Annotated in this window: 10 protein-coding genes and 2 pseudogenes; 8 read left to right on the forward strand and 4 right to left on the reverse strand. The window is 60.7% G+C overall.

The window, feature by feature from the left end; translation table 11 throughout:
• Positions 1–72: 72 nt before the first annotated feature.
• Both ACSYSO_RS02120 and ACSYSO_RS02125 read right to left on the reverse strand, forming a co-directional pair.
• The gene (locus ACSYSO_RS02120) at positions 73–1,023 is read right to left on the reverse strand and encodes a PucR family transcriptional regulator (RefSeq protein ID WP_489760397.1); all 951 of its coding nucleotides are present in this window, start codon (positions 1,021–1,023) and stop codon (positions 73–75) included.
• On the reverse strand, positions 1,020–3,053 hold the full coding sequence (locus ACSYSO_RS02125; RefSeq protein WP_489760398.1) for a DUF6020 family protein: 2,034 nt from the start codon (positions 3,051–3,053) through the stop codon (positions 1,020–1,022). Before ACSYSO_RS02125 ends, ACSYSO_RS02120 begins: the two co-directional genes overlap by 4 nt.
• 113 nt (positions 3,054–3,166) lie before the next feature.
• On the opposite strand from ACSYSO_RS02125, the gene ACSYSO_RS02130 reads away from it, so the two are divergent.
• The 7 genes and pseudogenes from ACSYSO_RS02130 (at position 3,167) to ACSYSO_RS02160 (ending at position 19,869) form a co-directional block, all read left to right on the forward strand.
• Positions 3,167–4,141, forward strand: coding sequence for a biotin--[acetyl-CoA-carboxylase] ligase (locus tag ACSYSO_RS02130; RefSeq protein WP_489760399.1), 975 nt, complete (start codon positions 3,167–3,169; stop codon positions 4,139–4,141).
• Positions 4,142–4,265: 124 nt separating this feature from the next.
• The gene (locus ACSYSO_RS02135; protein ID WP_489760400.1) at positions 4,266–6,140 is read left to right on the forward strand and encodes an acetyl/propionyl/methylcrotonyl-CoA carboxylase subunit alpha; all 1,875 of its coding nucleotides are present in this window, start codon (positions 4,266–4,268) and stop codon (positions 6,138–6,140) included.
• Between the two features lie 8 nt (positions 6,141–6,148).
• Positions 6,149–7,741: an acyl-CoA carboxylase subunit beta gene (locus ACSYSO_RS02140; RefSeq protein WP_491702042.1), complete on the forward strand. Its 1,593-nt coding sequence runs from the start codon at positions 6,149–6,151 to the stop codon at positions 7,739–7,741.
• Positions 7,742–7,856: 115 nt separating this feature from the next.
• A pseudogene (locus ACSYSO_RS02145) lies at positions 7,857–14,232 on the forward strand (fatty acid synthase subunit beta domain-containing protein); the annotation flags it as partial.
• Between the two features lie 86 nt (positions 14,233–14,318).
• Positions 14,319–17,258, forward strand: a pseudogene (locus ACSYSO_RS02150) (beta-ketoacyl synthase N-terminal-like domain-containing protein); the annotation flags it as partial.
• A 236-nt stretch (positions 17,259–17,494) separates the two neighbouring features.
• Entirely contained in the window at positions 17,495–17,635 is a 141-nt protein-coding gene (locus ACSYSO_RS02155) for a hypothetical protein (protein ID WP_489799001.1), read from the forward strand.
• A gap of 134 nt (positions 17,636–17,769) precedes the next feature.
• The gene (locus ACSYSO_RS02160) at positions 17,770–19,869 is read left to right on the forward strand and encodes an InlB B-repeat-containing protein (protein ID WP_491701917.1); all 2,100 of its coding nucleotides are present in this window, start codon (positions 17,770–17,772) and stop codon (positions 19,867–19,869) included.
• Positions 19,870–20,254: 385 nt separating this feature from the next.
• On the opposite strand, the gene ACSYSO_RS02165 is transcribed toward ACSYSO_RS02160, so the two are convergent.
• Positions 20,255–20,611 (reverse strand): DUF1516 family protein, encoded by a 357-nt coding sequence (locus ACSYSO_RS02165; RefSeq protein ID WP_489798997.1) that lies wholly within the window; start codon positions 20,609–20,611, stop codon positions 20,255–20,257.
• Between the two features lie 289 nt (positions 20,612–20,900).
• Between ACSYSO_RS02165 and ACSYSO_RS02170 the strand changes: the two genes are divergently transcribed.
• Positions 20,901–21,539: a holo-ACP synthase gene (locus ACSYSO_RS02170; protein ID WP_491701918.1), complete on the forward strand. Its 639-nt coding sequence runs from the start codon at positions 20,901–20,903 to the stop codon at positions 21,537–21,539.
• Here the strand turns inward: ACSYSO_RS02170 and ACSYSO_RS02175 are convergent.
• Entirely contained in the window at positions 21,460–25,806 is a 4,347-nt protein-coding gene (locus ACSYSO_RS02175) for an RCC1 domain-containing protein (RefSeq protein WP_491701919.1), read from the reverse strand. The two genes, ACSYSO_RS02170 and ACSYSO_RS02175, sit on opposite strands and share 80 nt — an antisense overlap.
• Positions 25,807–25,977 lie beyond the last annotated feature (171 nt).

Genomic DNA, 25,977 nt, shown 5'->3' on the forward strand with positions numbered 1-25,977 from the left:
GTAATTACTATTTACTGCAGATATGAGAAGTTGTATAAATCACATGGAAGATATGCTATTTGTATAACAACGTTAATGTTGCTTCTCATTGGCGCGGTCTTGCATTCTTCCGATGATGATGGCTGTGTGCAGCACGAATGCGTCTCTCGGGTTCGTGGCATCCCACCCGCAGGTTTCTGCGATGCGCTTGAGTCGGTAACGCACGGTGTTGGGGTGTACATTCAGCGCACGGGCGGCGGTGTCAAGGGCGCTTCCATGTTCCAGGAATGCCGTCACGGTGTCAAGGTTGATCTGGTCGTCGCTGGTCTGCAATCGGCGATACACCGTATGGTAGAGCTCCTGCTTGGCAGCCTTGTCTCCCGCTAGAGCGCGTTCGGGCAGAGCGTCTGCGGCGCGCAGTGGGTGTGTGGGCCCCATGAATGCCGATGCGGCATGCAGAGTGGAAATTGTGGCGGTCACTGTGTCGGCTGCGCCTGTGATGCCGGTCATTTGGGAACCTAGGGCCACTGGGCTATTGGTGTCGAAAGCGGGCAGTGTGGCGGTGCAGGTCACTTCTGGCGTGACGGCGCTGTGTACTGCGATAAGGGCGACGCATGCGTCTTCGTTACGTCCGATGAGGCAGTGGGTGCCTCCAAGGTCATGCACACTTTGCCTAATTTTTTGCGCACATGTGTCGAATAATGTGGCGGGCGTCCCTGCGAGTGCAAAACAGGTGAACGTGTCAGGCCAGCCCAACATGTGCATCAGTGCCTGTGCGCGCTGGTCGCTGATATGTGCCGCGAGGCACTCGAACGCTGCTGTTTCCAGTCGGCCGCTACTGGATAGTGCTTCAACGAGATTAATGTCAAGAGGCTCGTCACCATCAGTGCCGGTGCTTGCCGGCGTGCGTTCGACGATGACCTCGCTGGTTGAGGTCGAATCGCGCTCTGCCTCATCTGTCTGCTCGTACGCAGCGGTGTGTTTCGCGCTCGGCTTGCTGCCCGAAGCCAGATCCAGGAAATCAGGTGATTGTTTCACGCTCATGCCTCCAGTCTAGCCGCTGTGCGAGCTTCACGCGTTTCGAGTACAAAGGTGAGGGCCACGAAACCGAACACGAACACCAGCGGGAGCATATGACGCTCGAAGTTGTTGGCGGGAGATGTGATCATCACACCCATGAGCAGTAGCAAGGGCAGGTGGAGAGACAGGGTGCGCCATCGTCGCGACAGCACTTCGGCAGCTCCGACGAGCAGTGTGAGCACCACATAGAAGTTGCCGTGGAAGAACCATCCAATCACGGGAATGGAACCCAGCTGCTCCACTGCGCCGACAACATTGGTGCGCCATGACCCACACCAGGAGGCGATGGTGGGGGACTCGTTCTCCAGCTGCGGGTTCGACACGTAGTAGGCCATGTCGGTATATGGTGGGTCGGTCACATCGAAGTAGCCGTACGCTTCGGACAATGCTGCGTCGAGCGCCACCACCGGGTTGGCTTTGATGATATCCAACCATGCGGAGTTGAGCTGCTTCATGTCGTCCTTGGTTACTGTACGCCACCGGTAGCTTACTTTCTTGGACTGTATTCCCGACGATTTCGCCGGGTCGGCGTCTTGCGGATAATAGGCTTCGGCCATCTGGTCCAGGTTGACGATGGGGGCGATTTTGGCTTTGGCTGACTCCGGGATGCTCTGAGGGCTGAGTTTGGCTACGCGTGCGATCTGCTGCAATTGCACGCCGTGGCTTTCTATGGGGTCTCCGCCGATAATGGCACCGCTGGATATGGCGAGCGACAGACCACCATGAATGATGATGACTGGCAGCAGCATGCCGATGCTGTAGGTTTTCCAATGCTTCCGGTTGGCTACGAGCATGATCGCGAACTGGAAGACCACCACATACCAAGCATATTTGGCGCTGATGAGCATGATTGATGTGGACAGCACCAGAGCCACCAACGTGTGCGCTCTGGTGTGCCGATATTGACCGTCTTCACCTTTCCTGCTGCGATCCATGATTTCCCAGTTGACCCCGAACCACCAGGCAAACGCGAAGGCGAACAGCGGGGACTTGGTCAATGAGATTGTGGAAAACTGAACGAGCGGGCACAACAGCAGGAATGCGATGATGATGAATCTCGGGCATGCGCCCACGCTGTGTTTTTCCTCGTGGTGCCACGGGCGATTGAAAAACCGATTGGACAGGGACGCTAGAGCGAAGGCGGCAAACAGAAACTGGCCGACCGACAGTGCTGTGATACCCAGATCGTTGCTGTTGGTCAGATACCGCGAGGCTGCGGCCACGGCACCGTAGACTATGGTGAGCACGATGTTGTGCTGGTCGGTCAGATAGGTCGGATTGCTTGGCCACAGGTAGTGCGCGGTCGGGTAGATATCCATCGGTACAAAGGAAAAGAAGCCGATGTATGGCTGTTTGATGCCGGTCCACTGGTTCCAAGCCCAACTGAACTCGCGGAACTGATTGCGAAGATCGGCTCCGAACGCGCTGACCAGCGTGGTAGGTACCCACAGCCAGCCCACGACCAATACCAGCATGATGGCCCACCAGCTGCCGGTAGCGCGCATAATAGCGGTGCTGAGCAACTGTGGTGTCCGTCGTGCCACGCGTCCCAGAGCATGCAAAATATTGGCGATGACGGAGGATCGTGACTCTGTCGAAGCGGAAGCGACGGTTGGTTCTTCCGCCCTTCCGGTGCGGCGATATGCGCTCATCGCCGCAGCCAGACGACGACGCCATGCGGCGAATTTGCGGGGCAGCGCCAGACGCCCTTGGGCGAACCTCGCCAGAACGATGACGACGGAAGCGTAGATGGCGAACGCCAGAGCGAATACTGCTGCGTTGTTCCAAGAGAAGTGGGCAATGCTGGCGCCGTTCGGATTCCAATCGAACTGCCGGTACAGCGGACCCAACGCCGTGCACAAGGCCAGCCATAAGCAGGCCGCCATCGCCAAGACCCAGCGTGCCGCCGCCCAAAACGTTGCGGCCTTGCTGCGGCGTCCAAGGTGGCTGTGCGTGGATCTGCTCGGTTCTGCTCGCTTCTGGGACTCGGTCATGCCAAGGATTCTAGCCCGAACGCGCAACCGCCTGTGCTGCACGCAACCCTGATGTGGCAGTCATGTGGCGGTTGTGCGGAAGTAAGGGCGGTGCGGCCAGTAGAGTTGACATCATGCATGAGCCTCACGCCGCCGATAGCCAACACGCCATAACCGATCTCAATGCTGTGCGCACGGAATATGCGGCGTTCGCCGAGCAGGCCGGAGCCGTCCTGCCGGCCATGCCGCGCACCGAACGAGAGGCTGACCAAGTCGTGCCGCTCGCCGCAATCGACTCCACCATGTTCCTGGCACGTCAAATGATCTGCGACGGTTCCATGCCGCTAATTGACGAAAATGGCAACCCGCTGATGGCGGCGATGTGCGCCGACTGCCAGAGCGCAGGGCATGGCAGGCTCGGTCGCGCCTGGTCTGATGAGGCAGGCTCCTCCTTCCTGGTCACCTATGCCACGGCATTGCCGTACGACCTTGTGACGAACCCTGAGTTCAACGGTTGGTTCACCATCGAGGCAGGTCTCGCCGAAGTGGAAGCGCTGCATGAGACGTTGGACGAGTATGGCGCGAAGCTCATCGACCCGAACCATGATCTAGCCATCAAATGGCCCAACGACATCTTCTACGATGGGCACAAGCTGGGAGGCATCCTCACTGAACTGGTCACGCTGCCTGCCGACGCCGTTCTTGCAGGATGTCGTCACGCTGTGGGCGTGATGTTCGGCCTTGGGCTGAACCTGAATCTCGATGAAGCCCACCTGCCCACACCCATCTCCACTTCACTGCAACTGCTCTACACAGCCCTTCCTGACTCGCGCGAACTGCGAGACGCGCTATCGGCGAACATCACTCGTCGCCTGCGCTCGCGTTTGTCTGCATTGGTGGAGACTCCCGACCGCACACGCGGCGAGCTGCTGGAGAGTATGCGCGCATTGTGCTGGACGCTGGGACAGCAGGTGGAGGCCAAGTTCATGGACGGCTCGACCCTGACCGGCCGTGCGGTGGCGATGAACGCCGATGCGTCGCTCACTGTGGAAGACGAGCAGGGGGAGCGCCACGTGGTGCAGACTGCGGACGTGGGTGTCATTGCCTGACAGAGTGTTCCCGACGTGCGGTGAGCGAGGCGGGTCAAGGTTTGTGTGAGGGAACAAAACCTGCTGGATTTTTTGTAATTTCACACCCTGCTGGCGGCCTATGGTTCGGATTATCTTGAATACCATGGTCAAGAATGTCAACAAACTGCTGGTGGCGAATCGCGGCGAGATTGCGCTGCGTGTCATCCGCACCGCACAAGAGATGGGCATCCCCACCGTTGCTGTGTACGCCGAGCAGGACCGCGGCGCACAATACGTCGATATGGCCGACGAAGCCTACCTGCTGCGAGGAGACTCCTACCGGGCCTACCTCGACGAGGATCTCATCATCGAGGTGATGCGGCGCAGTGGCGCCGATGCAGTGCACCCCGGCTACGGATACCTCTCCGAAGTGCCGTCTTTCGCCGAAAAGGTGACGAAGGCCGGTGCCACCTGGATTGGCCCCAGCCCTACCGCCCTCACCGATCTGGGCGATAAGATCACCGCCCGCAGGGTCGCCAAGCGAGCTCACGTTCCACCGGTTCCGGGTCTTTCCGAACCGGTCAGCGACATGCGTGAGCTGCTCACTTTCGCGCAGACCAACGGCTACCCGGTCATGATGAAGCGCACCGACGGCGGCGGCGGCAAAGGCATCACGTTGGTACACAACGACGACGAGCTGCGTAGCTTCTATATGAACCATGACGCGCTCGAGGGCGGCGACCTCGACGAATACTTCATCGAACGCTTCATCGACAAGGCGCGTCACGTCGAGACTCAGTCCGGCCGCGATTCCCACGGCAACTTCACCGTCTACTCCACGCGTGACTGCTCCGTGCAGCGCCGTAACCAGAAACTCATCGAAGAGGCTCCGGCGCCTTACCTGACCGACGACGAGCTGGACCAGCTTGAACGTTACTCGCGTAGCCTGTTCAGTGCGGTTGATTATGTCGGTCTGGGCACCTGCGAATTCATGGTCACCGAACAGCACAAGGTGTATTTCCTCGAGGTCAACCCACGCCTGCAGGTCGAGCATACCGTCACCGAACAGGTGTGCGGTCTGGATCTGGTGCGTGAACAGATCAACATCGCCAACGGCGAGAACCTGACCCAGGTGCACGAAAACCACGGTCATGCCTTCGAACTGCGCATCACCTGTGAGGATCCGGCCAAGAACCTGACCCCCAGTTCAGGCACCATCGAAAGCCTCAACTGGCCTTCGGGCGCCGGCATTCGCGTGGACTTCGGCGTCAAAGTGGGAGATACCGTCTCTCCCAAGTTCGATTCGATGATGGGTAAGCTTGTTGTCACAGCTCAAGACCGTCCCACGGCTGTGGCCCGCGTGCGCCGTGCCCTTCAGGAATTCAAGCTGGAAGGCGTACCGACCCCCAAGGCGTTGTTCGAACAGATCTTCAACGATCCTGAGTTCACCGCCGAGCGTGACGAACAGGACTTCGACGTATCCACCAAATGGTTGGAGCGCAAGTACCTGAACCGCAAGCCCAGCAACGCCGGTAGCGGGCAGCCCGCCTCCCTGAGCGGAGATGAGGCTCCCAAGGCCACCGCCACCGAGTCGTTCGCCATTGAGGTGGACGGTCGGCGCATCAAGCTCACCGTGCCGCGTGACGTGATGGAAGACCTTACCGATTCCGGGCGTCCGCGAGGGGTCAAACGCCCCAAGCAGCCGCTGCGTGGCGGTTCTGCAAGCAGTGCGGGCACCGAGACCACCGTGGTTGACGACGGCAGCAAAACCGGCGTTATTGCCTCGCCCATGCAAGCCATCGTCACTCGCGTCAACGTGGCCGAAGGCCAGAAGGTCGCCAAGGGCGATCTGCTCGCCGTACTCGAATCCATGAAAATGGAGAACTACGTGTACGCACCGGTCGGCGGTACTGTGGAGAAGATTCTTGTAACGCCTTCCGAGTCGGTGAATGCCGGAACCACGCTCGTCAAGCTCGATCTGGGGCACCAGTCCCAAAGCCAAAGCGCCGACTCTGCGTCCAAGGAGGAAAGCCGATGAGCGAGAGTATGACCGCCGCTTCGGCACAGACCGCCACTGCGGCCCCATCCCCGGCCAAGCAACCTGTCCGCGCCGCCGTGGCTCGAGCCGCGGAACTGGCGCGAGAAGCCGAGAGCAAGGCTCATGACCGCCAGCACGCCAAAGGTAAGTTCACCGCGCGTGAGCGCCTCGACCTGTTGTTCGATCACGGCACATTCCATGAGATCGGCCGTTTTTCCGGCGGCAACATCAACCAAGGTGTCGCCGGCTCGGCGGTTATCATCGGTTTCGGAGAGGTGTACGGCCGCAAGGTGGCCGTATATGCGCAGGACTTCTCCGTGCGCGGCGGCACTTTGGGGCATGCCGAAGGTGAGAAGATCTGCCACTTGATGGATATGGCGCTTGAGCTGAAAGTGCCGGTTGTGGCGCTCATCGACTCGGGTGGTGCGCGCATCCAAGAGGGTGTCGCCGCACTTACCCAGTACGGGCGCATCTTCAAGAAAACCTGTGAGGCAAGCGGTTTCATCCCACAGCTCTCTCTGATTCTCGGCCCTTGTGCGGGCGGTGCCGTGTACTGCCCGGCACTCACCGACTTCATCATCATGACGCGTGAGAACTCCAACATGTTCGTCACCGGTCCCGATGTGGTCAAGTCAGCCACCGGCGAGACCATCAGCATGGAAGATCTGGGCGGTGGCTTGGTGCACAACGCCACCTCAGGTGTGGCCCACTACCTGGGCGAGGACGAGGCGGACGCCATCGACTATGCGCGCACCGTGCTCGCATACCTGCCCTCCAACAGTGAGGAGCAGCCGCCGACCTACGCGTATGCCAAGAAGCGTGCCGACCGAGACACCGCCGAACGTCTCAACTCCATCATGCCCGAGAACGAACGGCAGCCTTACGACATGCTCGAAGTTATTCGCTGCATCGTCGATTATGGCGAGTTCGTGCAGGTACAAGAGCTTTACGCCGCATCCGCCGTGGTGGGACTGGCATGCATCGATGGCCGCAGTGTGGGCATTGTGGCCAACCAGCCCAACGTGCAGGGCGGTATCCTCGACGTGGAATCCAGCGAAAAGGTAGCCCGGTTCGTGCGCCTGTGCGACGCATTCAACCTGCCTGTCATCACCTTGGTGGACACACCCGGATACAAGCCCGGCAGCGACCAGGAGCACGCCGGCATCATTCGCCGTGGTGCCAAAGTCATCTATGCCTACGCCAATGCGCAGGTGCCGATGATCACCGTGACGCTGCGTAAAGCATTCGGCGGTGCCTACATCGTCATGGGTTCCAAATCCATCGGTGCCGACGTCAACTACGCATGGCCTTCCAGTCAGATTGCCGTACTTGGCGCACAGGGTGCGGTCAACATCATCCACCGCAAAGACTTGCACAAAGCCAAGGAACGCGGTCAGGACGTGGAAGCGTTGCGTGCGCAATATATCGAGGAATACGAGAGTGAGACGCTCAACGCCAACCTGTCGCTGGAAACAGGGCAGATCGACGCGATGATCGACCCCGACCAGACGCGTGACGCCATCTGCGAGTCGTTGAAACTCCTTGCTACCAAACGTCGTGTGAGCCGTACCGGCAAGCACCACGGAAACCAGCCGATGTAGGGTTTTGGCGGCGTGCTCAAAAAATGCGCATGTCCGCCCAAGTCTCACTGGCCGTGCCCTACACTTGCCCTATACACACTTATCATTGAGAAATCCCATATACCAAAGGAAGATAATGACCGATAACACGTTCTTCTTCAACCGCCTGAGCCAAGAGCCGCACGCGCTCGCCTTCGGCGGCCAGTCCACCCCTTGGACGGTGGCTCTGGACGACGAATGCACCGACCCGGCGCTTGAATCCAAGCTGCGTGAACATGCCGAGGCTTCCGAGCGTCTGCTGTCCGCAGTCACCCCCGACCTGCTGGCCACCATGGGCGGCAGCGTCGACCTGTTCGGTTTCGACGCCAATCCGGCACACCTCGGTGAGGCGGCTGAGGCTGCAGCCAGCGTTCCAGGCATCGCCCTGTCCCAGCTCGGCGCCCTGATTGACGCTGCCGGCTTGGGCTACGATGTGGCTCAGGCACACCCGGTGGCGGTTCTTGGCCATTCCCAAGGCATCATCGCCGAGCATATGGTCGCTGCCATCGAGCACGCTGGCTCCATCGATCAGGCCAGTGGTGCCATTAACGAGATTCTGGCCATCGCACGCCTGATCGGCGCTGCGGGCACTCGTCAGGCTCGTCTGCTGCCCATCTCCAGCAAGTCCGGGGATGCCACCCCCATGTTGTCGGTGCGCGGAGCCACCAAGCGTCAGATCGACGCCCTCATCGCGCGTGTAGCCAAGCCGCGTGGCCCCATCGCCATCGCCGTCACCAACGCGGTGGACAACCACGTGCTTTCCGGCCATCCCGAAGATCTGGCCGCTTTCGCCATCGAAGTCGGCAAAGAGCATGCTCACCAAGACAAGCTGCGCAAAGACAAGGTGCGTGGTGGCGAAGTCTTCGATCCCACGCTCGAGTATCTCGAAGTCACCGTGCCCTTCCACTCCCCGCTGATGGCCGAGGCCGTCGAATCTGCGGTGGCGTGGGCCAAGGCTTGCGGTCTGGACGCAGAGCGTGCCCGTACTCTGGCTGATGAAGTGCTGGTCAACCATGTGGATTGGGCGGCTCGCATCAATGCGCTGCTCGACTCCACCGATCCCACCAAGCTGTGGATCGTGGACATGGGCCCCGGCACCACGGTCGGTAAGCTCGTCGGCTCTCTGGTCGAAGGCACCGGCGTCGGCGTGGTCGAGGCCACGCGCGGCGAAGAGCGCGCGGCACTTTCCACGCTCGACGAGGAACCCGCCCGCACGCAGGACTGGAGCAAGTTCGCCCCGAGCGTCATCGACACCCCGGCAGGCGAGAAGATTCGCACCAAGTTCTCCGATTTGACCGGCAAGCCCCCGGTGTTGCTGGCAGGCATGACCCCCACCACCGTGGACGCCGAAATCGTGGCCGCGGCCGCGAACGCCGGCTACTGGACAGAGATGGCCGGCGGCGGCCAGGTCACTGCCTCTATCTTCGACCGTAACGTGGCTGAGCTTGAGGAGCGTCTTGAAGAAGGGCGCACCATCGAGTTCAATGCCATGTTCATGGACCGTTACTTGTGGAACCTGCAGTTCGGTCCGGCAGGCATCGTGGCCAAGAAGCGCGACTCCGGCACCCCTATCGACGGTGTCGTCATCTCCGCAGGTATCCCCGAACTCGACGAAGCCAAGCAACTGGTATCCTCCTTGCGTGAGCAAGGCTTCCCCTACGTGGCCTTCAAGCCCGGTACCGTGGATCAGATTCGTCAGGTGGTGCGCATCGCCAAGGCTGTGGCACCTGTCACCATCATCGCCGAAGTGGAAGGCGGCGCCGCCGGTGGCCACCACTCGTGGGAGTCGCTTGACGCTCTGCTGCTCGATACCTACGCCGACGTGCGCGACTGTGAGAACCTGGTACTGGTTGCCGGTGGCGGCATCGGTACGCCAGAGCGTGCTGCCGACTACATTTCCGGACAATGGGCCCAGACCTACGATCGGCCGAACATGCCGGTGGATGGCGTGCTCATCGGCACCGCCGCCATGACGGCGAAGGAAGCCCACACCAACCCTGATGTCAAGCGCATGCTTGTGGCCACACCCGGCATTTCACCGACCCCCGATGGTTCCGACCCGTTCGCACCGCTCGGTGAGAACTGGGTGCCCTCCGGTCAGGTGGCAGAGGGCGGTGTGGCTTCCGGTCTGAGCCACTTGCACGCCGATATCTACGAGTTGGAGAATGCTTCAGCTCGCTGCGGTCGTTTGCTGGTACGTGTCATGAAGCACCCTGAGGAGCTGGAGACCCGCCGCGACGAGATTATCGAAGCGCTGGGCAAGACCTCGCGTCCTTACTTCGGCGACATCGACAAGATGACCTACATTCAGTGGGCCGAGCGTTTCGCCGAGCTGTCCTTCCCCTGGGCCGACCCGACCTTCGCGGATCGATTCCTGCACTTGCTGCAGCGTATCGAGGCTCGCGTGTGCGAGCAGGAGTCCGGCAAGTTCGCTTCGCTCTTCTCTTCACGCGCCGACGTGGAATCCGACCCTGCGGCCGCTATCGAACGTCTTGCCAAGGCATACCCGAGCGCAGCTGAGCTCATCGTCTCTCCGAGCGATGTGGCTTGGTTCACCACGCTTGTGCACGAATTCCACAAGCCCATGCCCTTCGTACCTGCCATTGACAACGACCTGCTGCGTTGGTGGGGTCAGGATCAGCTGTGGCAGTCCGAAGATCCGCGATATTCCGCTGATTCTGTGCGCGCTATTCCGGGACCGATCTCTGTGGCCGGCATCACCACCGTGGACGAGCCTGTCGGTTCCATCCTCGGCCGTTTCGAAGCGGCAGCGCTGGAACGCACCAAGTCACTCGACCCCCAGGCGCGTCCTCAGACCGCGTTTGCTGAGCTCAGCGCCGCAGCCGATGCCGAAGAGTATATCCGTCGTTCCCCGAACATCTCCTGGGTCGGCCACCTCATGGCCAATCCTGCATTCGGCACACAAACCGGCGACCAGTACTACGAGATCAAGCCTGCTGGCATTGAGGGAGGCGTGCAGAAGTTCGACCTGGACATCCACCTCGACACCTTCTGGGACAACGATCCCGACGGAGGCTTGGACAAGCACGCGGTGCGTGACATCGTCATCCCGCTCAACCTGCGCCCCGAATCCTCCGGCCTGTTCCCGGTAGTGGACCGCGAACGCTTGCCGCAGCACGTCTACGCCATGCTTGCCGACACGGCCGGCATCGGCAACACCGCTGTCACTGGTGACAAGCTTGAGGCTATGCCGCAGATCGAGCTGGTGGGCGATAAGAAGGTCTATCCCTTCGGTCGTTCGCACTCCAAGTACACGCTGTCCGCCAACCTGGGCTATGACCACGAGGCGGCAACCGCAGGCAATCTGCCCGGCAGCCTGCATGCTTCGCGCATTGCCCCTGACGCGTTGGTGGGGCCGGCATGGCCTGCCATCTATGCAGCTCTTGGTTCCGTGTATGTCCACGGTTTCCCGGTCATCGAAGGCCTGCTCAATGCAGTGCATCTCGACCACTTGATTGAACTTGAAGTTACTGAAGAGGAACTGCTGAGCCACGTCGGCGAAAGCGTCAGCCTGATGAGCTGGGCCGAGGATTACTTCGAATCCGCTTCGGGACGTGTGGTCACCATTCATGTCACACATACCGCCGCCGACGGCACAACACTGGCGCACGAAGTGGAACGCTTCGCCATTCGCGGCCGCGCCTATTCCGAGGAACTGCCGACTTCCGCTCCCGACTATGGTGACTACCTGAGCTATCGAAAGAGCTGCTCCGGTGAAGGTACGCCGTTCGAACACAGCGAAAGCGAAGACCTGGTGGCTTCCACGCCGCGCCGTCTCATGCGCCGTGTCACTCTGACCGCCCCAAGCGAGATGACTGCGTTCGCGCGCACTTCGGGCGACTTCAACCCCATCCATACCTCGCACCGTGGTGCCGGTGTCTCGGGTCTCAAGGCTCCGCTGGTGCACGGTATGTGGCTGTCTGCCGCCGCTCAGCATGTGATGCAGGCCAGCGACGAGAAGGGCGCTCACTACGAGATTGCCGGCTGGACATACAACATGTACGGCATGGTGCAGCTTGGCGACAAGGTTGAGATTTCCGTAGAGCGCATCGGCAAGATTCGACATGGTGGCATGCTCATGGAGGTCACCTGCCGCATCAACGGCGACCTGGTATCTCGAGGCACTGCGGCAGTGCGCCCTGTGCGCACCGCTTATGTCTACCCAGGTCAGGGCATTCAGCAGCAGGGCATGGTGCTCGATGAGCGTGCCAAGTCCACTGCCGCCCGCCAGACGTGGGAGCGTGCAGACAAGCTGACACGTGAGAAGCTCGGCTTCTCGATCCTTGCCATTGTGCGTGACAACCCCACCACGCTCACCGCCAATGGTGTGACGTACCATCATCCGGACGGTTTGCTCAACCTTACTCAGTTCACCCAGGTAGCGCTTGCCACCGTGGCGTACGCGCAGACTGCTCGCCTGCGTGAATCCGGTGGCGATGTATGGCCGGCCTACTTCGCCGGCCATTCGCTGGGCGAATACAACGCGCTCAGTTCCTTCGCCGGCATCATTCCGTTCGAGACGGTGCTGGAGCTGGTTTTCCACCGGGGTTCCGCTATGAACAGCCTGGTGGAGCGCGACGAGAACGGCCGTACCAACTATCGTATGGCCGCACTGCGTCCCAACCAGTTCGGTGTGGGCGACGACGGCGTGGACGAGTACGTTCAGTCCGTGTCTGAGGCTTCCGGCGAGTTCCTGCAGATCGTGAACTACAACATCGCGGATTCGCAGTACGTGGTGGCAGGCACGCTTGCCGGTCTGAAGGCCTTGGGCGAGGACAGCGCCCGCCGTGTCAAGGAATACGGCGGCAAGGGCGCCATGATGTACGTGGCAGGCCTCGATATGCCGTTCCATTCCAAGATGCTGCGCGGCGGCGTGCCGGACTTCCGTGAGAAGCTCAACCAGCTGCTTCCGGAACATCTGGACTACTCGCGACTGGTGGGACGCTATATCCCGAACCTCGTGGCTGCTCCCTTCGAGATGACGAAGGAATTCGCGCAGAAGATTCTCGACGTGGTGCCCTCCGAGCAAATCAAGGCCGTGCTTGACGACCCACAGTTGTGGGACTCCTACGCCGCCGACGAGCAGAAGCTCGGCCGTCTGCTCTTCACTGAGTTGCTGGCTTGGCAGTTCGCTTCTCCTGTGCGTTGGATCGAAACCCAGGCACTCATGTTCGGTGATCGCTCCCAGGGCGGTCTCGGCGTGGAGAGCTTCGTGGAGATTGGCTTGGGCAACCAGCCCACCATGGCCAACATGGCTGCCAAGACCTTGCGTCTGCCGGACTTCTCCGGTAGCCATGTTGCCGTCTACAACCTCGGTCGTGACGAGGGGCGTGTCTATATGACCGACTCCGACTCACTCGTGCTGGACGATGAACCTGAAGTCGAAGCCGCGCCTGCTACAGGCAACGCTGAAACCGCTGCAGCTGTGCCAGCCGATTCAGCTCCCGCCGCTGCCGCAGCTGCGCCTGCCGCGGTCGAAACTGCGGTCCCGGTCGCTGCTTCCGGTGAACGTCCTGCAGACCTGCCCTTCAAGGCATCTGACGGCATCGCCACATTGCTGGCCTACGCCGCCAAGGTGCGCCCCGATCAAATCGGTGAATCCGACACCACCGACTCGCTCACCAACGGCGTCTCTTCTCGTCGCAATCAGCTGCTCATGGACATCAGTTCCGAGCTGGGTGTAGCCAGTGTCGACGGTGCTGCGGAAGCTTCGATCACCGACCTCAACGCGCTGGTCAACAAGGTGGCGCCAAACTACAAGGCCTTTGGTCCGGTGCTTTCTGACATTGTGCGAGACCGTATTCGCGGTCTCTTCGGCGCTGCCGGCGTCAAGCTGGCACAGGTGGAGAAGCGCGTGAGCGACACGTGGCAGCTCGGTCCCGGCTGGGTATCCGCTGTGCTGTCGGCTCTTGTGCTCGAGACGCGTGAAGGTACGTCGTCGCGTGGGGGAGACCTCGCCAGCCTCGGTTCGGATGCGGTTTCGAACGCAGCTGCAGCCAACGCGCTTATTGACGCCGCTGTGCAGAAGGTGGCTTCCGATCATGGCGTGGTCGTGGGACTGCCCAGTGCCGGTGGTGCCGCAGGTGGCTCCGTGGTCGATTCTGCCGCACTCGACGCATTTGCGGCCAAGGTCACCGGATCCAACGGTGTACTGGCCTCCACCGCACGTTTCGTGCTCAACGAGCTTGGTGTGGTCGCTCCGGCTCCCGAAGCTGACGAGGACGACAATTCCGCCGTGGTGAATGCGGTCGAGGCCGAGCTCGGCTCTGACTGGGTTTCCCAAGTTGAGCCGCGCTTCGATGAGCGTAAGGCTCTGCTGCTCGATGATCGTTGGGCTTCGGCTCGTGAGGATTTGGCTCGCCTGTATTACAACCACGATGAGCGCGTCAGTGCGTTGAGCTTTGTGGGTGCAGGTCAGACTGTGGCCGAACAGGCGCAGTGGTTCGCTGCCAAGGCTCAGGCCGATGGCAATGCCGCTATGGCGGAAACCTTCACCCGAATTGCCGGGCAGGCGTCTTCCCAGCCCAGCCAAGACCCTGCTGCCTCGCGCTTTGCGGGTGATGTGGCCGTGGTCACCGGTGTTTCCTCGCACTCTATTGCCGGCCAGGTGGTCAGCGGTCTGCTGGCAGGCGGCGCGACCGTGATTGCCACTTCGCACAGCTTCAGTCAGCCGCTCAAGGCATGGGCTGAGCAGACTTATCGTGAGCATGCGGTGGGAGATGCCAAGCTGTGGGTGGTTCCGGCCAACCTGTCCAGCTATCGCGATGTCGATGCGCTGGTGAAGTGGGTGGGCACCGTCTCTAAGAAGACGACCGGTGCCACCACCACCATTTTGAAGCCGGCATATGAGCCGAGCCTCTTCTTCCCGTTCGCAGCTCCTGCCATGCACGGTACGATGGCCGATTCCGGCGGTCTCTTCGAGTCCCAAGCGCGCCTCATGCTCTGGGGTGTGGAGCGAGCCATCACCGGTTTCGCAGCCTTGGGTGCCGACACCGACGTGCAGCACAAGCTTCACGTGGTGTTGCCTGGTTCTCCGAACCGCGGTGTGTTCGGCGGTGACGGTGCGTACGGCGAGGTGAAGTCCTCGTTCGATGCCATCGTGACCCGTGCACACGCCGAAAAGGACTGGTCCGGCCGTGTCACCTTCGCTCACCCGCTTATCGGATGGGTGCGTGGCACAGGTCTCATGGGCGGCAACGATCCGCTGGTCGACGTGGTGGAACGCCATGGCATCCAGACGTATTCCACCGACGAGGTGGCGGTCAAACTGCTCGACATGGCATCCTTCGATTCCCGTGCCAAGGCGGTCGAAGCGCCGTTGAGCGCCGACCTGACCGGCGGTTTGGGTTCCGAACCGATCGACATCGTGGCGTTGCGCGCCGAGGCTGAGGCCGATGAAGCCAAGGCACAAGCGCAGACCGCCGTCGAAGACGAACCGCAGAGCACCAATGCCAACGGTGCCGCCATGCTTATCAAGGCGCTGCCCACTCCCAAGCCTCCGCGTCAGGCCGAAATCGATCTGGCTGATTGGCAAGGTGTGAGCGCCCGTCCTGAAGATGAGATTGTCATCGTCTCCATCGGTGAGCTGGGTACTTGGGGTTCCGGCCGTACTCGCGCCGAGGCCGAACTTGGCATCCATCCCAGCGGTGAGGTTGACCTTTCCGCGGGTGCTGTGCTGGAATTGGCTTGGAACATGGGTCTGCTTGAATGGCAGGACAGTCCTGAACCGGGTTGGTACGACAACGACGGCACCTTGGTTCCCGAAGTCGACATCGCTGAACGTTACCACGACGAGGTCGTGGCGCGCTCCGGCCTGCGTCCCTTCGAAGACGAGATGGGTCAGGATTACCTGGACGACACCGTCTCCGGAGAGACCGAGATCTATCTCGACCATGAGGTGGTCTTCTCGGTGCCCACCGAGGAGATGGCGCAGCAGTACGCCAAGATCGACCCCGAGCACACCGCCTTCGAGCAGGACGGTGAATCGGGCGAATGGACGGTGACCCGTCAGCCTGGCTCCATGATTCGCGTGCCCAAGCGCATGGCCATGACCCGCACCGTGGGCGGCCAGTTCCCCAAGGGCTTCGACCCGGTCAAGTGGGGCATCCCTGCCTCTATGGTCGGCGAGGTCGATCAGATCGCGCTGTGGAACATTGTCACTACCGTTGATGCCTACATTTCCGCGGGCTTCAGCCCCTCGGAAGTGTTGCAGACCGTCCATCCTTCGATGGTGGCGAGCACGCAGGGCACCGGTTTCGGCGGCATGGCATCCATGCGCAAGCTCTACCTCGATCGGTTCCTGGGGCATGAGATTCCCACCGATATCCTGCAGGAGGCGCTGCCCAACGTGGTGGCCGCCCACGTCATGCAGTCCTACATCGGTGGTTACGGCGACATGGTGCAGCCCATCTCGGCTTGCGCCACCGCAGCGGTCTCGCTCGAAGAGGGCGTCGATAAGATTGCGCTGGGCAAGGCCGACTTCGTGGTCACCGGCGCCATCGACGACATCGGTGTGGACTCGGTGATCGGCTTCGGCAACATGGGTGCCACCGCCGATTGCAATGTGATGTATGGCAAGGGCATCTCCGACCGCTTCTTCTCGCGCTCCAACGACCGTCGTCGTGACGGCTTCGTGGAATCGCAGGGCGGCGGCACCATCCTCGTCACTCGCGGTGACATCGCGCTGAAGATGGGTCTGCCTGTGGCTGCAGTGGTCGGCTATGTGCACAGCTTCGCCGATGGTGCCCACACTTCGATTCCTGCCCCCGGTCTCGGCGCGCTCGCCGCAGCCCAGGGTGGTAAGGATTCCAAGCTGGTGCGTGACTTGGCCAAGCTTGGTGTTTCGCCGGACGAGATTGCCGTGGTCTCCAAACACGACACCTCCACCAATGCGAACGACACCAATGAGTCCGAGCTGCACAACACCGTGGCGCATGCCATCGGCCGCACGGAGGGCAACCCGCTGTTTGTCATCTCGCAGAAGACCCTGACCGGCCATGCCATGGGTGGTGCTGCTATCTTCCAGATTGATGGCCTCACCCAGCTCTTCCGTTCCGGTGTCATTCCGGCCAACGCGTCGCTTGAGTGCGTTGACCCGAAGCTGGAGAAGGACGACCACATGGTCTGGCTGCGCGAGCCGCTCAAGGTCGGCGCAGTCAAGGCTGGTCTGGCCACCTCACTGGGCTTCGGTCACGTCTCCGGGTTCGTGGCGCTGGTCAGCCCCGGTGCCTTCGAGGCGTCGGTGGCCAAGTATGCCGGTGCCGGTGCGCTGGAAGATTGGCGTCGTCAAGCCAACGAGCGTCTGGCCGCTGGTGAGCGTCATCGTCTGATGGGCATGATGGGTCAGGCTGCTCTCTACGAGCCGATTGACAACCGTCGCTTCCACGAGGATTCCAAGTCCTACAACGCGCATGAGGTCGAGAAGCAGATGCTCCTCAACCCGGATGCTCGTTTGGGAGCCAACGGCTACTTCGAGTAAGGTCGGCCAGCGGCTGCCTGGAGTTGTCTAGGTAGATAACGCAGAAGCGGATAACGCAAAGGAGGAGCGAGCACCTTAAGTGGTGTTCGCCCCTCCTTTTGTTATGTCGTTACTCAGATAAGGCTACTGTGTATGTGGTTTGGTGAATATATGCGGGTTCTGCTAAAGTGTGAGGTATTGTTTGTGGTGTATAGCACATAGTGGTTGGTGTGCGTTGGCAAGAATGGGACGTAATTATGGCTCGTATGGGTGCGAAGCGGCGTGTGGTAGCCGCATCAGCTGCGGCTGTGGCGTTGGCTGCGGTGCTTGGTGTGTCGGCGTTTGCCTCGGCCGACGTTACTGGTGACTCCGCGATTCGCGGGGGGGGGGTAATGTAACTGCCTCTTCGTTAAATGATGTTGCCGGGGCGCAGGCAGGTGGTTCCCTTATAGGAAGTGGCTCAACGAAGGGGTTGCAAGCTTCGACATTGTCAGGAGGGACGACTCTTCCGGGGTATGAGGGCGAGTTTTCGATGTCCCCCGACAAAGGACCGGTTGCAGGCGGCAACACGGTTTCGGTTACGCAACCGGTCGGTGTGAAGATCAAAGACGTGTCGGCGGGTTATCTCCACACTCTCGCGCTCGGTGCAAACAACGTGACGTATGCATCCGGGCACAACAACAAAGGGCAACTCGGCGACGGAACCACGACGGATCGCACTGCATTCGTCGAGGTGAATATGACCAAAGTGCCCGCGAATGTCCATTTCACTCGCATCGAGGCTGGTTACGACAACGATCTTGCTGTCGGGTCTGACGGCAATCTATATGCCTGGGGAGACATCAACAGCAGCACGATGCCGATTCGTGTGAATATGCCGGCAGGCGTATCTTTTACTAAAGACAGCGCCATCAGCATCGGTGGCGGGCACGCGCTTGCTGTCGGTTCCGATGGAGTGACGTATGCCTGGGGAAGTGGCTTCTGGGGGCAGTTGGGCACTGGAAACACAGCTGGGGCGGTGGATCCCACGCCGGTGAACGCGCCTTCCGGAGTGAAGTTCGTGCAGGTCAGCGCGGGCTATGTCCATTCGCTGGCCATAGACACGAACGGCAGGATTTATGGATGGGGCGCCGATGATTACGGGCCTTACCTCAACAACACGAAATACTTCCCTTCGAAGCAGCTGTCTCCGGTTGTCATAAACAATCCTGCCGGAGTCAGGTTCTCCCAAATAAAGGCGGCTGCCGCGAATGATGTCAACTACACAGGCTGTACGGGAGGGGACAGCAACACGTGCTACAGCGAGTATGCGTTGGCGCTGACCGACAGTGGCGATGTGTATTCATGGGGAAGCGATATCTACGGCAACTTGGGCCGCGGTGGCACTCCTCGATATGGCCCGGTGGCGAATGACATAACACCGGTGAAGATCACTGTGCCGACGACCAGCAAAATCACTCAGATCGACAGCAAGGTGATGCATTCGTCGGTTATCGACGCCAATGGCCGTGGATATAGCTGGGGAACAGCCGCTTCCGGGCAGCTTGGCATAGGTGAGGCGACCGTTTCACAGACGACTCCAGTGGCGATCAAAATGGATGCGGGGAAGAAATTCCTCAAAATAAGCTCGGGTTGCAGCCAGAAAGTTGCGATAACGGATGACAACGTTGGCTGGTCGTGGGGCGGCAATATCTATGGTGAGCTTGCGGACACCACCATCAACAAAGGCACGGGTTCTGGTCTCGTTCCGGATAAGGCTGCGAAGTCGACGCCGGGTCCGATTCCGCCGGCGCTGAGAGTCGATTCGGTCACGTTCGATGGCACACCGGGAACGGACCTGAAGTGGGATGATGCTTCTAGCACCTACAAGGTTAAGACGCCGGCCCATGCCGCGGGTGTGGTCGACGCGGTCATCACATATGTTCACGGTTTGGAAACGCAGACGGCTACGGTTTCGTATGAGTATCTTGCCGATGTGCATCTAATATACGATGTGAATGCGCCTGCCGGGCGTGCTTCGTCGGTGAGCCCGTCGCCGGTTACGGTGTCGTCGGGGTCCGTTGCGGCTGACGGTTCCGGTTGGACTGTCGGTGACAGCTCGAAGGTTCCTGGTTATGTGTTCCTGGGGTGGAAGACGACGAAGGTCGGTCCGGTGCGTCCCGTGTATCAGGGTGTGGCGTATGCCGATCCCGTGGGTGAGCCAGAGGCTGCTGCGTATGATTTTTCGTCTGTGTTGACAGGGGACGTGACGGTGTATGCGCAGTGGAAGGCCGATCCGCAGGCGATTTCTTATGATGAGAATGGTGGCACGGGAGATGGTAACCGTTACCTGTCGAAGGGGTCGACTGATCAGACGGTGAAGGTGGCGGGTGCCACGTGGTTTACTCGTGATGGGTATGCTTTTACGGGTTGGAATACGCAGGCTGATGGTAATGGTATGTCGTATCAGCCGGGTGATTTGGTGCAGTTGCCGGTTGGTGGTGTGACCCTGTATGCGCAGTGGCGGATAGTGCAGTATGCCTTGCCGTTCACGGGCGGTCAGGGTTTGGTGCTCTCGGTGTTGGCGGCGGTGGTTTTGCTGGCCGTGGCTGCTGTGATTCGTGCATATCGTGATCGTCGTATGGTTCGGTGATGTTCGGTCAGTCTGGGTGTTGACGCAACATAACCGTCGCTGAACGAAGCTGAGCGTCGGTTATGTTGCGTTTGGTGCAGAGTGCGCGGCTGAACCGTCGCTGAGCTGGTGTGAGTGTCGGTTTTGTTGCGTTGTGTGGGGTATGTGCAACGCAACCGATGCTGAGTGAATGCGGGAGTCGGTTGCGTCGCGTTGAGTGGTGGAGCTGCGCCTAAACCGACGCTTATTGAATCCGAGCGTCGTTTCTGTTGCGTTCGGTGTAGGAGTCGCACCATAACCGACGCTGAGACGATGCTAGCGTCGGTTATGGTGCGTTAAGTGGTGGAGGTGCGCCATAACCGACGCTGGGCGAGCCGCCCAGCCTGGCATCCAGCCGTTATGGTTGCTACATCACCAGTGGGAAGCCTTGGGTGAGTACGAGCCCCAGTGCGAAGACGACAACACCGAGCACTACGGGAATCCACAGCACCTTGACGTCGGCCTGTCCGCGCGACTTCTTGGCGAATCCCATCTCCGCCAACCCGATGAACACCAACGCCACCACGATTTTGACCACGAGCAGCACCGGGTTCTTCTCCCAGCCGTGCGAGAACAGCAGCACGCCGCTCAGCAAGATGAGCAGATAGCATACGCGCGCCACCATCGCCCAGATTTTGCTCTGCTTGGGACTGGTCAGCAGGCCAAGTACCACCGCCACAATCAACACCACACCTACGATAAAATGCATCCAAGGCCAGACCATATTCACTCCTCGTACTTCTCTCATTGCGCAGTTGCAAACGCATTCGCGGTCACGCGCCGTTTGGTGGCTGTGACATGTATTCGCTCATTGTAGGAGCAGTGCCTGTATAAAGTTCAAGTAATTTGTGAGCGCGCCCATGTGTGGGTCTATTCCTGCATGGATAGGAGGCATGAATGCGGACCGCGGGACGTGTGTTGAAATTTGCGTCGAGATGCGAATGGCAAGTGTGTGGATAGGAGAGGGACAAACCATACCGTCGTGTTGGCGGATTGCTCGATACACTGGCGTTATGACGGTTTTGGGTGTGGGGCACGACGTGGTCGATGTGGAGGCGTTCGCGAACCAACTGGCTGAGCCGGGCACCCGTATGCGTGAGCTGTTTTCCGTGCGTGAGCAGCGTCAGTGTCGTGCGCGCGTTGCAGCCAAACATGACGGTGAAGCAGCGCATTTCGCGGCAAGATGGGCCGGCAAGGAAGCGGTGCTCAAGGCATGGTGCGAGGCGTTGGGAGAGCTGCCATACCCGTACACTGCGGACGATTTTCCGTGGAACAAGGTGGAGATATTGGACGATTCCCGTTCCAGGCCTCGCGTGACGCTCTCTGGTGACGTGGAGGCGAGGCTGCATGAATCGCTTGGGCTGGCAGATATGGCTGGAACGATTCGGCCGGTCGCGGCGAGTGGTGTGGCTGTGCCGGGCAATGCTGCTGGGTTGTCTGACATGGCTAGGTTGGCTGATGCGGCTGCGAAGCCTGGCATGGCTAGGATGCCTGATGCAGCTGAGTTGGCTGATACAGATGCGTCAAATGGTGATGCCGCTGTGCTTACAGACCTCAGCAGAGTTGAGGCTCCTAATCTTTTTTGGCATGTTTCGCTGAGCCATGACGGCCCAGTGGCGAGCGCCGTGGTGGTGTTGGAGGGACGCTGCTGACTGCTGTTTCACTGTGAGCTCTGCTTCTGTCACTGATATCGACCGTATTGTTGTGGTTGCTGGTGCCGCTGCCTACGTCAGCAGTATGGCGCGTGCGGTTGTCTATGTTGTTTACTCTCATGCTGTCGATGTTCGTATTGTTAACGCTCATGTTATCCCCGTTCGCGTTGCTGACACCCACGTTGTTGCTGCCCATGCCGGCTACGGCGATACCGGCACCGTCGCGCCGCCGTTTGAGATAGACCGCCACCATGGTAAATGCGAGAGCCGCGAGCATGACCGCCAGCAGTGTGCCCCGTGCCGTGCCTCCGGTCAACGGGATGGCGGCCACGGTAGGTATGAAGTGGAAGTCGGAGAATGTGACGGTCTGTTTGGGGTTGCCGTTGGACGGCGTCCATGTGATGTTGACGTCCACATGTCCGGTTTCGTGGGCCGGGGTGGTGGCGATGAAACGGTGCTGCTTCTGTTCGTAGCTGAAGGCGGTCGCCGGTGTGCCGCCGAATGTGATGGTGGTGGCGGGGGCGGGCATGGTCACCGGTCCCAAGGTGGCGCGCTGGGGCAGCGTGGTTTTGGCGCTTGCACTGCCGACCTGCCCGTTGCTGTTGTCTCCTGCGGCGTAGGTGTTGCCGTCGGTGCCGATGACCAGTGAGTGTGAGCCTCCGCCGCTGGCTTGGACGATGCCTGCACCGGTGGGAATATTGACCTTGGTGGGGGTGGCAATGTTCGTCGATGTGCTTGTGGAGCCGTTTGCGCTCTTGGAACAGTCGAGGGAGCTGGTGCGTGAAGTGCTGCACCCCAGCTGGCCTTTGTCGTTCTTGCCCCAAGTCCAGGCGGTGCCGGTGGAGTCGATGGCCAGGTTGTGGTTGCTGCCTGCGAATATCTGGGTGATGAAGGGCTGGGTTGCGCCTGTGCCGGGTATGGTGACCCGCTGGGGTGTGGGGTTGGCGGTCTTGGCGCCGCTGACGGTTCCCTGTCCCAGTTGTCCGTACTGGTTGCGCCCCCAAGCCCATACGTGTCCGTGCTCGTCGAGTCCTATGGTGTGGTCGGCGCCGACGCTGATGTCTCTGAACCGTATGCTGGTGGTGGAGGTAGCGCGACCGCCGCTTGTGCTTGTGCTTGTGCTTGTGCTGCTTGTGCCGCTTGCGCTCTTTGCAGCGCCTGCGCCGCCATTGTCCCTCGGGGAAGTGTCGCACGAATTCGACACAGCCACCTTGGTCGTCGAGGCGCCCGACGTGTCTGTTGCGGCGATGGCCTGTGGGGTTCCGCAGCCTTTGGTGGTGCCGTTGCCAAGCTGCCCGTAATCGTTGTATCCCCACGCCCATGTGTTGCCGTCGGCATCGGTGGCGATGCTGTGGCTGTTGCCGGCATACACCTTGGTGAACGTGACACCAGGCAAGTTGACTTCGACCGGTGTGGGGCTCAGGTAGCCGTCGCCGGTGCGTCCGTCGCCTAGCTCTCCGGCCTCGCCGTCGCCCCAGGCGTAGATGCGCCCGTTGTCGCCGAGTGCGAGTGAATGTCCACCGCCGGCGGCGATCTGCGTGGCGGTCACTCCTGCAGGAAGCGTGACCTTGAGCGGCGTGGTCTGGCTGATATGGTTGGCGCCGTTGCTGATGCGTCCGTCGCCGAGCTGCCCCTTGTCCCCGCAACCCCAAGTGTAGACGTTGCCGTCGTCGCCGATGGCCATGGAGTGGTACAGTCCTGCGCTGATGCGGATGAATCGCACCCCTACCGGCGTTTTGACCTTCACTGGAGAGGTGCGCGTGGCGGTGGTGCCGTCTCCCAGCCGCCCGTAGTTGTTCAGTCCCCAGGCGTAGGTGTTGCCGTCGGTGCCCAGCGCCAGCGAGTGCGAGCCTCCGGCGCTGACATGGTAGAAGCGCACGCCTGTGGGAGGGGTGACGGTGATGTCGGTTTTCCCGTAGTCGGGTGCCTCCATTGGTGTCATGCTGTGCCATTGGCTCCAATGCGCGGTGAGGGTGATCGGTTCGGTCACTGCTTTGGTGAAGTCGTAGGGGCGGTCCGTAGCGTCGTACCAGCCGTCGAAGTTCCAACCGTCCTTGGTGGGGTTGGTCTTGGGCATGAGTGCGATGTTGCCGCGATCGATGGTTTCGCACAGCTGGCCCAGTCCGGCGGGGCAGTGGGTGTCTGGCTTGTGTGGGCAGGTGTGGGTCGCCTTGGCGTCGGTGCCTGCGGGCAGGCTCCCGCCGTTGGTGGCGAAGCAGACGGGGTAGAAGTGTGGTGTCTCGGGAGCCGGGTGTTCCGGGTCGGAGCCGAGCGTGGAGGTATAGGTGTAGTGCAATCCGGCGTCGGGTTGCACGCCGGCGCTGCTTTCGCCGAGTTGCCAGGCGATGGTGACGGTGACCTTCCCGGCATCATGCGGCGGTGTGGTCACCGTCCACGTGCCGGTGTCGGGGTCGTAGACCGGTGCGGCGGTGGGTGTGCCGTCGAAGGCGACGGACAGGATCTTGACGATGCGCACCTTGATGGGAGTGGTTGTGGGGTCGGGCGAGGTTAGTCCCAGACCAAGCTGGCCGTTGGTGTTGGTGCCCCAGTCGTAGGCGTATTGGTCGTCGCAGGAGGCGAATGTGCCGAACTGCCCTGCGGAGATGCTGGTGACTTTGGTGTCTTGCGGCATGGCTATGTGAATGGGCGAGGTGACAGGGGCGTTGGGGTCGGTGGCACCGTCGCCAAGCTGGCCGTAGGTGTTGTCTCCCCAGGTCCAGAGTTGCCCGCGGTCGTCGAGGGCAATGCTATGCCGTCTGCCTACGCTGATTTGGGTGAATTCACTGCCGGCGGTGGCTGGTTTGGGTACGGCGGCGGGGGTTCGTGTGCTGGCGTTGGTGACGGTGGTGCCGCGCCCCAGCTGTCCGCGGTCGTTGGCACCCCACGCGTAGACGTTGCCGTCGCTGCCCAGTGCCAGCGTATGGACCTTGGCGGTGACGGATGAGGCTTTCCATGTGGTGTCGGTGTGTACGGTCTGTGGATGGTAGAGGTCTATTTTGGTTCCATGGGCGAAGCTGTCGTTGTAGATGTCCGGAACGAGCGTCGGTACGGTTTTCTTGCCGGTGTCCCCTAATCCGAGCTGACCGTAGTTGTTGATGCCCCAGGCGTAGGTGTTGTTGCTGACGCTTCCGTCCAAAAGGTGGTGGTATCCGGTGGCGATCACATATCCCGGACCGGCGCTGATGGCGGTGAAATGCTCGTCGTCCGGAACGCCGCGCACTTCGGTCGGTGCCAGCTGCAGCTTGGCGGTGGCTCCGATGCCCAGCTGGTTGTAGTAGTTGTTACCCCAGGCGTACGCTTTGCCGTCGTCGCCGATGGCCACCGCGAACCCGCATGAGGTGCTCACGTCGGTGAAGTGGATGGTGGTGCCCGGTGACGTGGCGGTTTCGCCGATCACCGGCAGTTTTACCTTCACGGGAGTGCTGCTGAAGTTGATGGCGGCCCCGTCTTTGGGCGCGTCTGTGGTGCAGGTTCCACCGATGGTCTTCGGTGCGGGAGTGGATGTTATCTGGTCGTTGGTCGGGGTCGTGGTGCCGCCTGTGCTGGCGGTGGCTCCGATGCCCAGCTGTCCCGAGGTGTTGCAGCCCCAGGCGTAGGTGTTGCCGTCGTCGCCGATGGCCAGCGCGCTGGTGCCGCCCATGCTGATGGTGGTGTAGCGGTGCACGCCGGCAGGCATGGTGAGCTTGACGGGTGCCAAGCGGTCGGTGGTAGTGCCGTCGCCGAGTTGGCCGTAGGTGTTGTCGCCCCAGGCGTAGATGGCTCCGTCGGTGGCGAGTGCCATGGAGGAGGAGGCGTTTTCATCGGTGGGTGACGGGTCTGCGGTGCTGGCTTGTGTGAAGGTGACGGCGGGTGGAGGGGTGATAGTGACGCTGTGTCCGCCCAAGTCGGCGCCGCTGTCGGGGGAGAGGGAGAAATCGTAGGGGTTAGCGAAGTCGGTGTCGTCGCTGATGTGGGGTTTGCTCACTGCAGTGCTTTGACTGGCCGGTGTCGTATTGCGGTCAGTCGGCGCGGCGTGGTCGGTGACCGATGGTGCCGGGGTGGGGATGGAAGTGCTGGTGGCGCCGCTGTCGGGGGTGTCGGCCGCGGCGGTGCCGGGGTGGATGAGCGTGGCGAGCAGGGTGAGTGCGGTGGCGAGCGTGAAGGCGAGAATGAAGGCGTATGCGGTGTGTATGGCGTGCGTTGAGATGGAGCGAGGATGCGTCTTGGCGAAGGTTTGGCTGTTGTTGGGGGTATGCGTACGACTGTTACGGGCACTGATTACGTGCATGACTATTGTCAATCCTTCACTAAACCATGTTTTGCCTAGTTTCTATCTTTATCTAGACAATGCGGTTGGAAAAAGTAATATGGAATTAGGCGAATGCTGGATATATTTCACAAATAAGCAGTGTGTGGTCGCTTTTGTAACCTAACATTGATTGTTTGTATGGTTTTTACC

It is taken from the genome of Bifidobacterium sp. ESL1130, from assembly GCF_058507935.1.